This is a genomic window from Paenibacillus sp. 01T422 (assembly GCF_056398785.1).
The window spans coordinates 24,221-40,618 of the sequence record NZ_JBFTQB010000011.1 but is presented as its reverse complement, the minus strand read 5'-3'; the positions used below and the strand labels follow the sequence as shown (position 1 = coordinate 40,618).

The following is a 16,398-nucleotide window of genomic DNA, read 5'->3' as shown; positions in this document are numbered from 1 at the left end:
CTAATGTAAGGCGGACACTGCCTGTATCGGATTCAAGGGAGACCGAATTGCCTGTATCGCTCAATTTTGCCGTAATGCCACCTGTATCTGTCTTGATCTTTATATCTCCTTGCCCTTCTTGAATGTGAATATTCCCTGTATCTGCTTGGAGATTCAATTGCTTGCCTTCGTAGTGGTCAAGTGAAATGTTGCCTGTATCCGTGCTGGCTGTTAGCTTCTCAGATTTGAGATCATTGAAGTTGATATTGCCTGTATCGGAAGTAACGGTGATGGCTTTATACATTTTATCCGGTAGAGAGACCTCGGTTTTGAGCCCAAAGCCGCGGCCGGCAATCCAATTTTTGAGTTCGGTGATATCAAAACCAAAATTGATGCGATCACTTTTCTTCATGCAAACATCAACGCGCCATACATTGTTGCCTTCTGCAGCTGCGTCAACTGTGCACTCGTTAGCATTTGTTTCTCGTATCGTACCGACTAAGCGTACCTTAATTTCATCACCGTTTGTTGGGACGAAAGTGATGCTCGAGTCATCGTTTTGAAGGATGAGGGTGTCTATATTTGCCGCTGCAATCTTCTTCTCGATATTTATATTGGAGATGCCTGCATTCAGATCTAAGGATTTGAAAGAAACAGCCGCACCGATGAGTCCAACTGCCAGGCAGGTAAAGCCAGTTAGTAAGAAAAATTTATATCCTTTTTTCACGGCTTAAGCCCCCTTAATTAATTTGGCATTGAATTGGATGTACGTCCAGCTGAGTTTGAAAAATATTTTGAACAACCAGATGCTGAGCGTGGTGAGAATAACGCCTAAACCGAAGCATGCAAGCATAGTAAACCCAATGAACTGCAAATCGCTGTTGACGTGTTCCATAAAACTGCCAAGCATACCAGCGATCGGAGCGACGATTAGCCCAAAGCCCGAAGCAAATAGCGCAATTAACGTGGCCAAGATAGCGAACCATGGACCGACAACGAATAGAAGATTGAAAAACCCCAGCGCAATGCTGATGATAATCGCCTTAAGTCCCGTTTCCTGCTTAACCGGATAGGGGTAGGGAGGTTGCTGCGTATAGTAAGGATTCCCATGAGGCGGCGGCGTGTAGGGCGGAGGTGTATAGCCCCCAGCTTCTGGTGCCTGTTTAGGTGCTGCCGCTGGCTCAGGTTTCGTATATATTTTCTCTAGTGGTGGAGCTTTTGGTGCTTTAGGCGTTGGTGGTGCTTGTGCTGCAATAGGAGCTTGCGGAGATTGAGCAACAGGCTCCTGTTTTGCACGTTTTGCATGCTCTGGATTACTAGCATTAGTTGCATCTTTCTGTGCATCCCAGTTAGGTACCCGCGGATAACCTAGCGACTGTGCCACCTCATCTTCGTGCTTGCCGTTCTCAACCGCTTTTTGGAACAATTCCTCGTAGACAGATAATATATTATGGCGCTCCTTCTCTGGAAGTCCGCGCAGTCGATAGTTTAGTTCTTTGAAATAATCAATCTTGCTCATCGTTCATCCTCCTTATCTCATATTGCGTATTCTTATCATAATAAAAAAAAGTCATAATGACCTAGTAACTACAGTCACATGACCTTTAGATGATTGACACTTTTTRTTGCTTAAAATAGTCACAAAGATTACCGGAAGGAAGGCCCTTTGACGCCATCTTCTAGAATAGGCTGGGGCTGCTCGGGTGTGCCGCCTAATTCCGGTTTGATATCACCTCGGTTGGAGGCTACCAGGGTTGGCACAGGAGAGTATTGATCCTTCGAGACGAGCTCTTTGCTGACGAAAATGCCGTTTTCTCTTTTGATCCGATATGTTTCAACTTTATAACCGGGTTTACCTGTACTGATTGGCCGAGTTACTCCAGGGGCTAGTGTTGTATTATGTAAGTATTTAATTGGTGGTTGGATCGTTTCTACGACGTTGGATTCTATATCATAAGTTATCGAGGGAGACATGTGCCCGAACAGCTTGACGGTTACGTCGCGATCCGTTGTGACGGTGCGTATCAATAGATAAGAGTCGGTATTGTTGCGAAATTTGAAATTGATGTAACCGTTGGCGAAAGTCGCATCTTGTCCGAGCGTGACGTAGCTGACAGGCAGGGAGTGGTTACGGCGCTCAACAATAGCGAGCCCACTTCGTAAAACCGCGTTGTACAGAGTTGTCGATACTTGGCATATGCCGCCGCCAATACCGGGAACGAGCTTGCCATTAAGTATAACCGGCGCTTCCTTATAGCCGAACGTGGTTTCTGTCTGTGCAATGATTTTGCTATAGTCGAACGTTTCTCCTGGAGCCATGAGTAAATCTTGAATGGACGCGGCGGTGGAACGAATATTGTGAATCCGCCCTTCGCCAGAAGCGGGAAATGTGGTAGTAAACTCTGAGATTTTGCGATCGATGCCTTGCTGTTTTAAGGTTGTCACGGTTACTGTAGGACTCTGCTCGTACAAAGGTAACGTTAATCGAACCGGTGCGGCATTGTGAATATACGAAATGGAGGGGGCGACTTCTTGCAAGTGTTCTCCCAGATGTACGGTATCAATGCGAAGCACTCGGTGTTCCGGTTCATAATTAAGCGTGTCCTGAGCTGTCACGATTCGCTTGGCCGGCGTGGGCTGCTGGTTGTAGAGGTTTTTCCAGGCCTCTTTTAACGCCGCATTTAGCTTCAATTCGTTCACGGTGACCTCAAGCGGAATATCGGCATGGCGAAGCTCCCAGCGAGCTTTTATCCGTTGCAAGGGTGAAGCTTCGAACAACTGGGCGATAGATTGAGTGAGAGCATCATCGTGATATTCGACGCCTAGCTGTCCAAGGGTCAATTGCCGATTGGCAATGTCCGGATAGGAGGTTTGCAATTGAACGGGAAAAGCGGATAACAGCTCAAGCCTCTCCTCGTATTGCTGCTGGAACGTATCATAAGGCATGCCGCCGACGCGCCAGCCGGCAACCGTGAATTTCGGTGGCAATGTGCTCTGAGAACCGTACAGGTATAGAGCGATGCTAATTGAGCTTAGAAGTCCTACGGTGATCGTTGCATAGAAAGTGACTTTTCTAATGAGGGGTGGCATGTACAGCGGCTCCTTTACATACGAATGAGTGAAAGGCCTGTACTTCCATATGTATCTTTCTTATGGCCAATTTATTACTAAAACCTTGCAACCCTCAAATGTGTACAAATCATGATATAATGACAGTAAACAACAGGAATTTTGAACGATTTTAGAAGGAATTTCCGCTTTCGTGTCGAACTCCTTAAAGCTGTCTGTGCAGCAGAGACACTTTGGGCTCCGCTCAAGGATCCCTATACTAGGATGTGATATTGTGATCGAAATGCAGGACGTGTGGAAAACGTACTCCAACGGTACTCATGCATTGAGAGGGATTAATGTAAAAGTAGACCGCAACGAGTTTGTCTATGTTGTCGGACCTTCCGGGGCTGGTAAATCGACATTTATGAAATTGATGTATAGAGAAGAAAGACCAACCAAGGGCCAAATTTTCGTGAATGGATTCAATTTAGAAAAGTTAAAACAGCGTAAAATACCCTATTTACGTCGAAATATCGGAGTTATTTTCCAAGATTACCGATTGCTGCCGAAGCTAAATATTTTCGACAATGTGGCCTTTGCCATGGAAGTCATTGAGGCACCGAAGAAACAAATCAAGAAGCGCACGATGGAAGTGCTTGAACTTGTGAAGCTGAAGGATAAAGCGAATTCACTCCCATCCCAACTATCCGGCGGTGAGCAGCAACGTGTGGCCATTGCCCGGGCAATAATCAACAATCCATCCGTCATTATTGCCGATGAACCGACAGGAAATCTCGACCCTGAGACATCATGGGGAATTATGAAGCTAATGGAAGAAATTAACTTCCGTGGTACGACAATCGTCATGGCTACGCATAACAAAGAAATCGTAAATACGATGCGTAAAAGAGTCATTGCAATCGAGAATGGCCTTATTGCTCGTGACCAGTTACGGGGGGAATACGGCTATGAAGATTAGTACATTCTCCCGGCACTTGAGGGAAGGTACGAGGAATGTTGTCAGGAACGGTTGGATGACGTTTGCATCGATCAGTTCGATTGCAATTTCCTTATTCATTCTAGGAATATTCGTGCTGATAACATTGAATGTAAATGATATTGCCAGTCAAATTGAGGATCAAGTTGAAATTAACGTGTACCTGGAGGTTAACACACCTCAGGATCAAATCACGGAGCTCCAGACCCAAATGCAAGGTATACAAGGAGTCAAAACGATCAAGTTCGTTTCGAAAGAAGAGGGACTTGTCTATTTGCGTCAGAAGTTAGGGGAAAGCGGCAAAGCTTTGCTTGATGGTTTCGAAGGCGACAATAATCCGCTGAATGATGCCTTCACGGTTGAAGTGGATGATCCCAGGAATGTAGCCGTGGTTGCGGATCAAATCAGCGCGCTTAACACAGGCAAGGATCCAAAGCCTATTTACAAAGTGAACTATGGCAAAGGGACAGTTGAGGCTTTATTCAAAGTAACGCAAATTGTTCGTTGGGTCGGTTTTGGGATTGTGATTTTGCTTTCCTTTACGGCGGTATTTTTGATTGCCAACACGATCAAAATTACGATTTTAGCCCGTCGCAAAGAAATTTCAATTATGAAAATGGTTGGAGCGACGAATTCGTTTATTCGTTGGCCGTTTTTTATAGAAGGAGCTTTACTCGGATTCGTAGGTTCTCTAATACCTGCCTTGATCATTCTCGGCGGATACTGGAAGTTGTTGAACTTAAGCTCTTTAAACCTGAATTTATTGATGATTGAATTGACGCCTTTCAACAAGATCGCTCCTACGATGATTGCTCTGTTGTTAGGTATTGGCATAGTTATAGGCATCTGGGGATCCCTAATCTCCGTCCGCAAATTCCTCCGCGTCTAAGGGGGCTAAAAAAGCCCACTTTGATAACGAGGTTTAATCTTGAAGTATTTTCGACGTCGAATCTTGAATGAAGCTGGGGCAGTGCGGTACTCATGTAGCTAGCTACACTCCGTTCCACCTGCCCTCACCTTCATCCAACCTTCTCGGTTCGGAAAGCGGGCTTTTTTAGCTTCTATTTCTATTAAAATATTTTCAAAGATTCAAAGATTCAAAGAATGAGAGATAAGAGAATTAGAGATTTGAGATGAAGTCCAAATTACATCATGTTTTTAATGATGAGGAGGCTACGTGCTTGAAGAAGAAGATTCTACCCTTGGTGATGTCAATTGGGATTGCAGCTTCGCTAGCGGTGCCATATGCGGGTTATGCCGCATCCACAACGGATAAGATCGATCAGCAGTTGACTCAACTTAAGAAGCAGAAAGCAGAAGCGCAGCAGAAGGCGAACGACGCTGAGAATCAGATTGATAAGGTGCATTCTGAGAAAGACCAAGCCACCAAGGATATGAACACGCTTGTCCAACAAGTCAATGAGGCTAGTAAGAAGCTTACGCTGTTGAATGAGCAAATTGATCAAGTTTCCGATGACTTAGAGGCAAACGGGAAACAGTTGGATGAGGCGATAGCACGAGTAGAAAGTCGCGATCAAATGTTGAAATCCCGCGTGCGTTTAATGTATATGAATGGTTTTGTGTCCTATATGGACGTTGTTCTGAGTGCTACTAGCTTTTCTGATTTCTTGAACCGGATTGAAGCTTTGAAATCTATTGTAAATCAAGATAAAGTCGTGCTAGAAGCGAATAAGAAAGATAAAGAGATTGTCGCACAGAAGAAGGCAGAAACAGAGCTGCAGCTCGAGAAGGTGAAGAAGCTGTACGCGGATGCGGATGCCGTGAGAGACGATTTGCAAGCGAAGGAAAAAGCAAAAGAAGTGAAAATTGCTTCCCTTTCGAAGCAAGAAAAGGCTCTTGAAGATATTTCCGAAGAGAGCGATAAGCTAATTACGCAATTAGCGAAGCAAGAGGCGGATCTTCAGGCGAAGAAGCGGGCTGCGACCAAAGCGAAGTCTCCCTTCACCTATGCGGGAGGCAAGTTAGGCTACCCTCTGGCAGCGCAAGCGCCGCTTACATCGGATTTCGTTAACCGGATTAATCCGGTTACAGGTAAAGCAGAGAATCATAAGGGCATTGATCTAGGCGTTCCAAAAGGGACAAGCATTCTTGCTGCGGAGAATGGTTCTGTCATTTATGCTTCGTGGATGAATGGCTACGGTAACTGCGTTATCATCGATCACGGCAATGGTTTGTGGACTCTGTACGGCCATATCATGAATGATGGCATCTATGTCAAAGTCGGCGATTCTGTCAAACGAGGGCAGAAGATTGCCGGTGTTGGTTCGACAGGACAGTCGACAGGAAACCATTTGCATTTCGAGGTTAGGCTGAACGAAACTCCGACCGATCCTAAACCGTTCTTGCGATAGGACAACTTGGTTATAAAACGGGAAGAGCTTGTCATATACTACAAACAAGCGAAACCAAATGGGTTTTAGGAAAAAGGTGGTGAATCACGCTTTGCAATTCAAAGGACGCACGGTCATCGTTTTTGTATTGTTAGCTATGTTTGCAAGCAGTATTGTTACATTGACGCTAGTGGATCCCTCCTTCTCATGGGGGCGTAATGAGCAGCCAGCAGGCAGTGCAGCTGCATCTACTGGATCTTCGGCAGGACTGTCGAGCAAGGATTTAAGCAAAATCTCAACAACTTTTCAACTGATCGAAAGTAAATATCTGAAACAGCCGGATCATGATAAACTCGTTAACGGCGCGATCAACGGCATGCTGGAATCCCTGGAAGATCCGTTCACGGTATATATGGATCAGAAGGAAGCGAAGCAGTTCGATGAAAGTATTACATCCTCTTTTCAAGGCATAGGGGCAGAGGTTTCAATTGAGGAAGGCAAGTTCGTCATCGTTTCTCCAATTAAGGGCTCTCCTGCGGAAAAGGCGGGCATTCAGTCCAAAGACGTCATCGTCTCTGTGAATGGCGAGAAGCTTGATGGCCTTACGCTTAACCAAGCGGTCATGAAGATCCGCGGTCCGAAAGGAACGCAAGCGAAGCTTGATCTTCTTCGACAAGGTGCTGGCGATCCGGTTCAAGTGATCGTAGTTCGCGATAACATTGACGTAGAAACAGTCTACGGAGAAATGATGCAGGATCAAATCGGGAAAATTGAGATTCGTCAATTCTCCTCGAATACAGCTGTACGCTTTGCGGAAGAGCTGAAAATCCTTGAAGCCAAAGGGATGAAGGGACTCGTTATCGATGTTCGTAATGACCCAGGCGGTCTTCTGAACGTCGTTGTCGACATTGTTAATCCTTTCGTGAAAAGTGGCAAACCGATTGTTCAGGTGGAAAATCGGGACGGCAAACGGGAGCCTACGCCTTCGACGGGGACGGGTAAGAATTATCCGGTTACAGTACTGATCAATAAGGGCAGCGCCAGTGCATCGGAGATTTTGGCAGGCGCCTTCCAAGAAGCGGTCGGTAGTAAAATTATCGGGGAAACTTCCTACGGCAAAGGGACGGTTCAGGTCACTTTCGAGAAGGAAATGGGCGACGGCAGCAACATCAAGATGACCGTCTACAAATGGTTGACTCCGAACGGTAATTGGATTCATAAAACAGGGATTCAACCGGATATCGCGGTGGAACAACCAGCATATTTCAAAGCAGCACCACTTTCGAAGAAAGCCGCGCTGAAACAAGATATGACAGGCGATGATGTGAAGAATTTACAGCTGATGCTGGCAGGTCTTGGTTTTAACCCTGAACGTGCAGACGGTTACTTCAATGAGAAAACAACGACAGCGGTGAAAGCTTTCCAACGGACGAACAGCTTGCCGATGACCGGTGAAGTGGATACGGAAACCGCGAACAAAATCGAGAAGCTGCTATTGGAGCAAATTCGCGAGCCTAAGAACGATTTGCAATTGAAAGCTGCAATTGGACAAATTCAAAAGCAACTTGGGAAATAATTATTAGTGAGATGTTGGAAATTCGCGGCGCAAGGCAGGAAAATGAGCCCTCGCAGTCGAAATAGAGTAGGAAGGGTGCTTCGGCAGCCTTCCTATTTTCTTTATACCGAGGAGACCGGAATCGTTATGGATGTTCTGATTCAACTCTTGGACAGACTGCTTCACGCGGTGGGGCAATTGTTTGCGAATCCTTTCTACTATATAGGTGTTTTATTTATCGTGCTGCATTACCGGAAGCAAATTCAAATGGAACGTAAGTTATTTCATACACGGCTGCACTCTCTGCTCAACGAGACGTGGCGAACTGTTTTTTGGGGATGGATTGGTGGTTTAAGCGCTTCCGTAATTCTGCTATTCGTCGGCGTGAATCTTCAATTTGATGTAGTTATTCTATTGTGGGTCATCACTGTCATCCTCGTCTTACTCCGGGTGAGATTCCTTTGTTTGGCCTACGCGGTAGGCATTCTGGGAGTCGCCCAAGTGATCTTGTCATGGATTCCTGATATGGCTAGCCTGAAAGAGACTCTGCCCATGCTGGATATTGTCGAACACGCGGACATTCCTTCCTTACTGGTCATTGTTGCCGTTCTTCACCTGCTTGAGGGGATGCTTACTCATTTCCAAGGAGCGCGTATGGCGACGCCGCTATTTCTTGAAGGGAAACGCGGGCAAATCATTGGGGGTCAGAAACTGCAAGGCTTCTGGCCTGTGCCATTATTTCTGCTAGTCCCATTGACGGGTGGTAGCGAACTAAGTCTACCGTGGGCAACGCTATTCGGTGCAAACCTCGCGTCAGGATGGACTTTGCTTGCCTTCCCGGCGATGATTGGATTCACGGAATTAACGATCTCGAAACTGCCACGTAAGCAAGCGAGAGCAAGTGCTAATCTGCTCTACCTGTATGGTATTATTTTGCTGGCTGCCGCGGTTGCTGCTCACTTTTGGTCGGTAATTGTGCTGTTAGCGGCTTTGCTAAGCATAGTATTGCACGAGGGATTGATCCGATATAACCAATGGACGGAAGAGAAGCAGGTTCCTTTCTATGTTCATTCATCACGCGGGCTCATGGTATTGTCTGTTGTTCCAAAAAGCCCTGCGCAGGAAATAGGGATTCAAACCGGTGAAATCATTAGCAAAGTAAATGGCTACAAAATTAAGACGAAGTCTGATTTGCACTTAGCTATGGGGCTCAATTCAGCGTTCTGTAAGCTGGAGGTGCTGAATGAGGAAGGCGAGGTTCGCTTTCTGCAACGGGCGATTTTCAATGGTGATCATCATCAACTAGGCATTATTTTAGCTCCGGACCAGGAGGCTCTGTACTTCACAGAGCATAGACCTGTGCACCTTTTCTCCTATTTACGTGGGAAATTAACGGGTTTGCTAACGAACGATTCGACGAAATCGATGTAAAAAAAGAAGACCCTTTCTCTCTGATAGGAGAGATAGGGTCTTCCGCTTACTTGGGAACGCTGGTTGGAGTTAGCCCATCGCGCAGAACAATGATCTCAACGCGGCGGTTTTTGCTGCGGTTCTCATCACTGTTATTTGGAACTTTGGGCATTGTATCCGCATAGGCTGTCGCGATGAACTTGTTGTCATCCAGCTTGGCTGTATCACTGAAATAGCGCAGCACCGAAAGGGAACGAGCGAACGAGAGTCCCCAGTTATCTTTGTAAGGAGAGCCTGTTGCGAGCGGTAAATCATCGGTATGGCCCTCAATACTTACTTTACTGTTGAGCGTGGGGAAAAGTGAAGCGAGCTTTTGCAGAATAGGGGCCGAGGCACCTTTGAGATCTGCTTTTCCTAGATCAAATAAGAACAAATCATTCAGCGTAATCGCTACACCGCGCTCGGTATCGCTTGCGGACACTTGCGCCTCTAGATTTTGATCCTTGATGTAGGCCTGCACTTGCTTCAAAAGATCTTGAAGTTCTTTCTCACGCTTTTCTTTCTCGTTCTCATTAGGTTTTACTTTATCTTTTTCTTCCTTCTGATCGTCCAGATTTTGCTTGGTGTAATCTTTGTCCTTGCTGTCTGAGTCGCCTTGCTTTGGGGTCATTTGGCCGCTGATGCCGCTTCCTTTGTCCAAAACAGAGTCGGCTTTCTGGAACTGCATGTTTAATACTTGCGCTAGAACGGCATACTTTTGAACATCGACCTTACTCATCGCATACATAATAATGAAGAAAACGAGCAGAAGGGTGATTAAGTCAGCATAGGTAATGAGCCATCTTTCATGATTGACGTGCTCTTCTTGCTTCTTACTTCTCCTCGCCATAATCGGCTTCCTCCTCTACAACTGGTACTTTTTTGGACGATTTCTCGTGGAGGAAGGAAGTCAGTTTTTTCTTAATTAATTGCGGGTTTTCACCGGCTTGCAGAGCAAGAATGCCTTCAAGCATCAGTTCCATTTCGGCAACCATTTCCTTACCGCGTACTTTAATTTTGGTCGCAAGTGGCAAATAAATTAAGTTGGCGCTCATAACACCATATAGAGTAGCTGTGAAGGCAACAGCGATGGCTGGGCCGAGACTCGAGGGATCTTCAAGATTACCTAGAACGTGAATGAGTCCCATAACGGTTCCGATAATCCCCATCGTTGGCGCATAGCCGCCACCAGCTTCGAATATTTTGGCCATATTATCAACTTGGTGCTCAATCGCATCCATTTCAAGCTCGAGAATTTGTCTGGTCAATTCGGGATCTGTTCCGTCCACGACCATAAGCAAACCGTCTTTGAGAAAAGGGTTCGTATGTTCCTGAGCGCGCTGCTCGAGAGCAAGTACACCTTCTCTACGTGCAATGGAAGCCATGTCTACTAACTCTTCAATCGTAGCTGCTGGATCTCTTTTTACTTCTTTGAAAGCAATGCCCAGAGCTTTGGGGATCTTCTTCAGAATGGAAAAAGGAAAACTGACCGCTACCGCTCCAAATGTTCCGCCGAAAACAATTAACATGGCGCTCGGGATAATCAATGAACTAATGTGGCCGCCATCCCACATGTAACCGCCAATCAAACCTACAAGACCTAAGACTAAACCTAAAACCGTTGTCAAATCCATGACTGTACCACTCCTATTTAGCGTAAAAAGAATTGGGGGCCCTACAAGTGGCCTGATGAAAGTGTGTTATGTGTCTCTTGATGATGTATTCAGGCCGTAACAGATATTGCCGTTTGCATCAAAGATTCAAAAAGAGTATAATGGAAAAACCAGAACAAACATTCTTATGATGAGCTTGAAATGTTGTCATCATATATGTACGACAGCTTCCATAACCTTCTTTATCGGAAATTACAAAACGAAAATGAATAGGATAAAAGTTCGATTTATTACCAATAAGTGTAGGTGATTATTGATGAGTGAACTTGTTAAGAGCTCTAAGAAATTTGAGCTTGTTTCTGATTTTGCTCCACAAGGGGATCAGCCCAAAGCAATTGAAGAAATCGTTCAAAGTATTCAAGCCGGCAATAGACATCAGACGCTCTTAGGAGCTACGGGAACAGGGAAAACGTTTACTGCTGCGCAAGTTATTGCGAAGTTGAACCGCCCTACCTTGATTATTGCGCATAACAAAACATTGGCCGCACAGCTGTGCAGCGAATTTAAAGAGTTTTTTCCCCACAACGCCGTCTCCTATTTCGTGAGTTATTATGATTACTACCAGCCTGAAGCCTACATTGCCTCTTCCGACACCTACATCGAGAAAGATTCCAGCATCAATGAAGAGATTGACAAGCTTCGCCACTCCGCGACCAGTTCCTTATTTGAGCGCCGAGACGTTATTATCGTTGCGAGTGTGTCGTGTATTTACGGCTTGGGTTCTCCGATAGAATATGGAAATTTGCTGCTTTCTTTACGTGTGGGCATGGAGAAATCACGCAATGAAATATTGCACAAGCTTGTAGACATTCAGTATCAGCGGAATGATTTGAACTTTGTTCGCGGGACGTTTCGTGTCCGCGGGGATGTTGTTGAGATCTTCCCAGCTTCGCATGGTGAACAAGCGGTAAGGGTAGAATTGTTCGGTGACGAAATCGAGCGGATCACAGAGATCAATGTACTGACAGGCGAGATTGTCGGCGAACGCGATCATATCGCGATTTTCCCAGCGTCTCACTTTGTGACGCACGAAGATACAATGAAACGCGCACTTGTTAACATTGAGCGGGAGTTGGAAGAGCGTCTTGTCGAGCTGAAAGAGCAGGGGAAACTGCTTGAAGCGCAGCGACTGGAACAGCGGACGCGCTATGATATGGAAATGATGCAAGAGATGGGCTTCTGCTCAGGCATTGAGAATTACTCAGGGCCGCTGACATTCCGTGAGCGCGGAGCAACGCCGTATACGCTAATTGATTATTTCCCAGATGACATGTTATTCATGGTGGATGAGTCCCATGTATCGTTACCGCAAATTCGCGCTATGTATAACGGGGATAGAGCTAGAAAAGAAGTGCTGGTTGACCACGGCTTCCGCTTGCCCTCTGCGCTGGATAACCGTCCATTGCGATTCGAGGAGTTCGAGGAGAAAGTTAATCAGATTTTATATATATCAGCAACACCAGGACCATACGAATTAGAGCATTGCCCTCATATGACACAGCAGATTATTCGTCCTACGGGTCTGTTAGATCCCATTATTGAAGTCAGACCGACGAAGGGTCAAATTGACGACTTGATTGCTGAGATTCATGATCGGATTCGGAAAGACGAGCGTGTGCTCGTTACGACGCTGACGAAGAAGATGTCAGAGGATTTAAYGGATTATTTCAAAGAAATCGGCATTAAAGTTCGTTATTTGCATTCGGATATCAAGACGTTTGAGCGGATGCAAATCTTGCGTGATCTGCGCCTAGGTACCTTTCATGTGCTAATTGGAATTAACTTGCTCAGGGAAGGGCTTGATTTGCCGGAGGTATCACTTGTCGCTATTTTGGATGCGGACAAAGAAGGATTTCTGCGTTCAGAGCGTTCCTTGATTCAAACTATTGGACGCGCAGCGCGTAACTCCGATGGCCGCGTTATCATGTATGGAGATAAGATTACGGACTCCATGGAGAAAGCCATTCGTGAGACGAGCCGCCGCCGTAGCATTCAGGAAGCCCATAATGAGAAGAATGGGATCACGCCGCAAACGATCGCTAAGAAAATCCGCGATGTAATCGAAGCTACGAAGGTAGCGGAACAGAAGGCAGATTACTTGTCCGATGTGAAGGGTGCGAAGATGTCGAAGAAAGATCGCGCTTCTCTGATCGAACGTTTGGAAGGCGAAATGAAAGAAGCTGCGAAGAATTTGCAGTTCGAACGGGCGGCACAGCTGCGTGACGCTATTATGGAAATGAAAGCTGAAGCCTAGAAGGGCTTCAGCCTCACATAGGAGAGGGAGGTTACCCGTGTCTAGAGATCAAATCGTCATTAAAGGAGCTAGAGCTCATAATCTAAAAAATATCGATGTCACGATTCCGCGCGATAAGTTCGTTGTTTTAACAGGCTTAAGCGGCTCGGGCAAATCGTCGTTAGCCTTTGATACGATTTATGCCGAGGGTCAGCGCAGATACGTTGAATCATTGTCTGCCTATGCCAGACAATTTCTAGGCAATATGGATAAGCCGGACGTAGATTCGATTGATGGTCTATCACCGGCTATTTCTATTGATCAGAAGACAACAAGCCGAAATCCGCGCTCCACAGTGGGGACCGTAACGGAGATTTACGACTATCTGCGTTTATTATACGCGCGTATCGGACGTCCACATTGTCCGACGCATGGCATTGAGATTACTTCGCAAACTGTGGAACAAATGGTTGACCGCATCATGGAGTATCCGGAGCGTACTAAGCTTCAGATCCTAGCTCCGCTTGTTTCGGGCCGTAAAGGCGAACACACGAAGCTTTTTACCGACGTTCAGAAGCAAGGCTTCGTAAGGGTACGTGTGAATGGAGAGACGATTGATCTCTCCGAGAAGATCGAGCTCGACAAGAACAAAAAGCATACCATTGATGTTGTTGTTGACCGGATTGTAATCAAAGAGGATGTGCAAACACGTCTTGCCGACTCTTTAGAAACGGCACTTAAGCTCGCGAATGGACGAGTTATTGTTGACATTATCGACAAGGAAGAGCTGATGTTCAGTCAGAATCTGGCGTGTCCGGAATGTGGTTTTAGCGTGGAAGAGCTGGCACCAAGGATGTTCTCCTTTAACTCTCCTTTCGGGGCTTGCCCAGAATGTGATGGACTCGGTAGCCAGATGATTGTCGATCCGGAACTGTTAGTGCCGGATATGAAGTTAACGATTGAAGAGGGTGCATTCGAAGCTTGGGCCGGCAGCACATCCAACTATTATCCTCAGTTTCTTGCAGCAGTTTGTGAACACTACTCAATTCCGAGAAATGTCTCGGTGTCTAGGTTGTCGAGTGAGCAGATGAAAGTCATTCTCTATGGGACAGGCGGAGAGAAGATCCGCTTCCGCTACGAGAATGATATGGGAGCAACTAAGGAAGCGTTGGTACCATTTGAAGGTATCATCCGTAACTTGGAACGCAGATTCAAAGATACATTCTCTGAGGGCATCAGAGAGCACATCCAGACCTACATGAGCACGAAGCCATGTCCGAAGTGCAAGGGACAGCGTCTGAAGCCCGAAACACTTGCAGTGACGATCAACGGGAAGAACATTGCTCATGCTACTTCACTTTCAATTGGAGATGCGGAGGAATGGTTCAAAGGACTTGATCTGAACGAGAGAGAGCTCACCATAGCGAACTTAATTCTCAAAGAAATCAGAGCACGTCTAGGATTCCTAGTGAATGTTGGTCTTGATTACTTAACGATGCATCGTGCAGCGGGTACTTTGTCAGGTGGAGAAGCGCAGCGGATTCGACTCGCGACGCAGATCGGCTCTAGCTTAATGGGTGTTCTTTATATTTTGGATGAGCCTAGCATTGGGCTGCATCAGAGGGATAATACGCGTCTAATTCAGACACTTGAACATATGCGGAACTTAGGTAACACGCTGATCGTCGTTGAGCATGATGAAGACACGATGATGGCAGCGGATTACATTATCGATATCGGACCTGGTGCCGGTATTCACGGAGGGCAAGTCATTGCTCAAGGTACGCCTACAGAGCTAATGGCGGACGAAAACTCGCTTACCGGTCAGTATCTAAGCGGCAAGAAGTTCATTCCGATTCCTGCGGCGCGCCGTAAGCCGAATGGCAAGTGGATCGAAGTCAAAGGGGCCAAAGAGAACAACTTGCGTAACGTTTCGGCTAAAGTACCTCTAGGCGTGTTTACTTGCGTAACAGGTGTCTCCGGCTCAGGCAAAAGTACGTTAATTAATGAAATTCTATTCAAAACACTGGCACGCGATTTGAATGGAGCCAAAGTTCGCCCCGGTGAGCACAAAGAAATTATCGGGCTTGAGCACATCGATAAAGTGATTGATATTGATCAATCGCCGATTGGCCGTACACCTCGTTCGAATCCAGCGACTTATACAGGTGTTTTTGATGACATCCGTGACGTGTATGCTAATACGAATGAAGCGAAGGTACGTGGCTACAAAAAAGGACGCTTCAGCTTTAACGTGAAGGGCGGCCGTTGTGAGGCTTGTCGCGGAGATGGCATTATTAAGATCGAGATGCACTTCTTGCCAGACGTTTACGTGCCTTGTGAGATTTGCAAAGGCAAGAGATACAACCGTGAGACGATGGAAGTGAAATATAAAGGTAAAAGCATTTCGGAAGTGCTCGAGATGACGATCGAGGACGGGTGCGAGTTCTTCAAGAACCTGCCGCGGATTCATCGCAAGCTGACGACGCTTCTAGATGTTGGGCTGGGCTACATGACACTCGGCCAACCGGCAACGACGCTGTCCGGGGGCGAAGCCCAGCGCGTGAAGCTCGCGGCGGAGCTGTACCGCCGCAGCACAGGCAAGACGATCTATATCTTGGATGAGCCCACAACAGGGCTCCACATCCACGATATCGATCGTCTGCTGAAGGTGCTTCACCGCCTCGTAGAGAGCGGTGAAACCGTACTTGTCATCGAGCATAACCTCGATGTGATCAAGACAGCGGACCACCTTATCGATCTAGGCCCCGAAGGCGGAAGCCGAGGTGGTCTGATCGTGGCATCCGGTACGCCGGAAGATGTTGTGAAGGTGGCCGGTTCCTATACCGGCCAGTACTTGAAACCGATCCTCGAACGGGATCGGGAGCGCTCGGAGAACTATGCGAAGCGGTTAGCAGTGTTGGAAGAATCGGTCGGCTAAGCGGCCGAATAGAAGTGAGGCCCCACGGATGAATTCCGTGGGGCTTTTTTTAGTGGGATCCGCGCTCATTCGTCAGGATTTTCATAATTCCGACTAATTTACCATGGCTTTTGTTAATACTTAATTGGATTCGACAATTTAACCCTCTATCAAAAAATAAGTGAATAGT

Annotated in this window: 12 protein-coding genes; 7 read left to right on the top strand and 5 right to left on the bottom strand. The window is 46.5% G+C overall.

The window, feature by feature from the left end; all coding sequences use genetic code 11:
• The 3 genes from AC1DUA_RS01500 to AC1DUA_RS01490 all read right to left on the bottom strand — a co-directional run.
• Positions 1–706 (bottom strand): DUF4097 family beta strand repeat-containing protein (locus tag AC1DUA_RS01500; RefSeq protein WP_477498036.1); only part of this gene is annotated, 706 nt, incomplete at its 3' end.
• A gap of 3 nt (positions 707–709) precedes the next feature.
• Positions 710–1,498: a DUF1700 domain-containing protein gene (locus AC1DUA_RS01495; RefSeq protein WP_477498035.1), complete on the bottom strand. Its 789-nt coding sequence runs from the start codon at positions 1,496–1,498 to the stop codon at positions 710–712.
• 128 nt (positions 1,499–1,626) lie between these two features.
• Entirely contained in the window at positions 1,627–3,069 is a 1,443-nt protein-coding gene (locus tag AC1DUA_RS01490; protein ID WP_477498034.1) for a VanW family protein, read from the bottom strand.
• A 253-nt stretch (positions 3,070–3,322) separates the two neighbouring features.
• On the opposite strand from AC1DUA_RS01490, the gene ftsE reads away from it, so the two are divergent.
• From ftsE to AC1DUA_RS01465, 5 genes are all read left to right on the top strand, one after another.
• Positions 3,323–4,009, top strand: a complete 687-nt coding sequence (ftsE, locus tag AC1DUA_RS01485; protein ID WP_477498033.1) for a cell division ATP-binding protein FtsE — start codon at positions 3,323–3,325, stop codon at positions 4,007–4,009.
• Positions 3,999–4,916: a permease-like cell division protein FtsX gene (ftsX, locus tag AC1DUA_RS01480; RefSeq protein ID WP_477498032.1), complete on the top strand. Its 918-nt coding sequence runs from the start codon at positions 3,999–4,001 to the stop codon at positions 4,914–4,916. Before ftsE ends, ftsX begins: the two co-directional genes overlap by 11 nt.
• Positions 4,917–5,208: 292 nt before the next feature.
• Entirely contained in the window at positions 5,209–6,399 is a 1,191-nt protein-coding gene (locus AC1DUA_RS01475; protein ID WP_477498031.1) for a murein hydrolase activator EnvC family protein, read from the top strand.
• A gap of 91 nt (positions 6,400–6,490) precedes the next feature.
• Complete coding sequence (locus tag AC1DUA_RS01470; protein WP_477498038.1) at positions 6,491–7,954, top strand: S41 family peptidase; 1,464 nt, start codon at positions 6,491–6,493, stop codon at positions 7,952–7,954.
• Positions 7,955–8,080: 126 nt separating this feature from the next.
• Positions 8,081–9,364, top strand: a complete 1,284-nt coding sequence (locus AC1DUA_RS01465; RefSeq protein ID WP_477498030.1) for a serine protease — start codon at positions 8,081–8,083, stop codon at positions 9,362–9,364.
• A 46-nt stretch (positions 9,365–9,410) separates the two neighbouring features.
• On the opposite strand, the gene AC1DUA_RS01460 is transcribed toward AC1DUA_RS01465, so the two are convergent.
• A complete protein-coding gene (locus AC1DUA_RS01460; RefSeq protein ID WP_477498029.1) occupies positions 9,411–10,232 on the bottom strand; it encodes a flagellar motor protein MotB in 822 nt (273 codons plus the stop codon).
• Complete coding sequence (locus AC1DUA_RS01455) at positions 10,216–11,016, bottom strand: flagellar motor protein (RefSeq protein ID WP_477498028.1); 801 nt, start codon at positions 11,014–11,016, stop codon at positions 10,216–10,218. Before AC1DUA_RS01455 ends, AC1DUA_RS01460 begins: the two co-directional genes overlap by 17 nt.
• Before the next feature lie 295 nt (positions 11,017–11,311).
• Here AC1DUA_RS01455 and uvrB point away from each other — a divergent pair, with 295 nt between their 5' ends.
• Both uvrB and uvrA read left to right on the top strand, forming a co-directional pair.
• The gene (gene uvrB, locus AC1DUA_RS01450) at positions 11,312–13,309 is read left to right on the top strand and encodes an excinuclease ABC subunit UvrB (protein WP_477498027.1); all 1,998 of its coding nucleotides are present in this window, start codon (positions 11,312–11,314) and stop codon (positions 13,307–13,309) included.
• A gap of 37 nt (positions 13,310–13,346) precedes the next feature.
• Positions 13,347–16,229 (top strand): excinuclease ABC subunit UvrA, encoded by a 2,883-nt coding sequence (uvrA, locus tag AC1DUA_RS01445; protein ID WP_477498026.1) that lies wholly within the window; start codon positions 13,347–13,349, stop codon positions 16,227–16,229.
• Positions 16,230–16,398 lie beyond the last annotated feature (169 nt).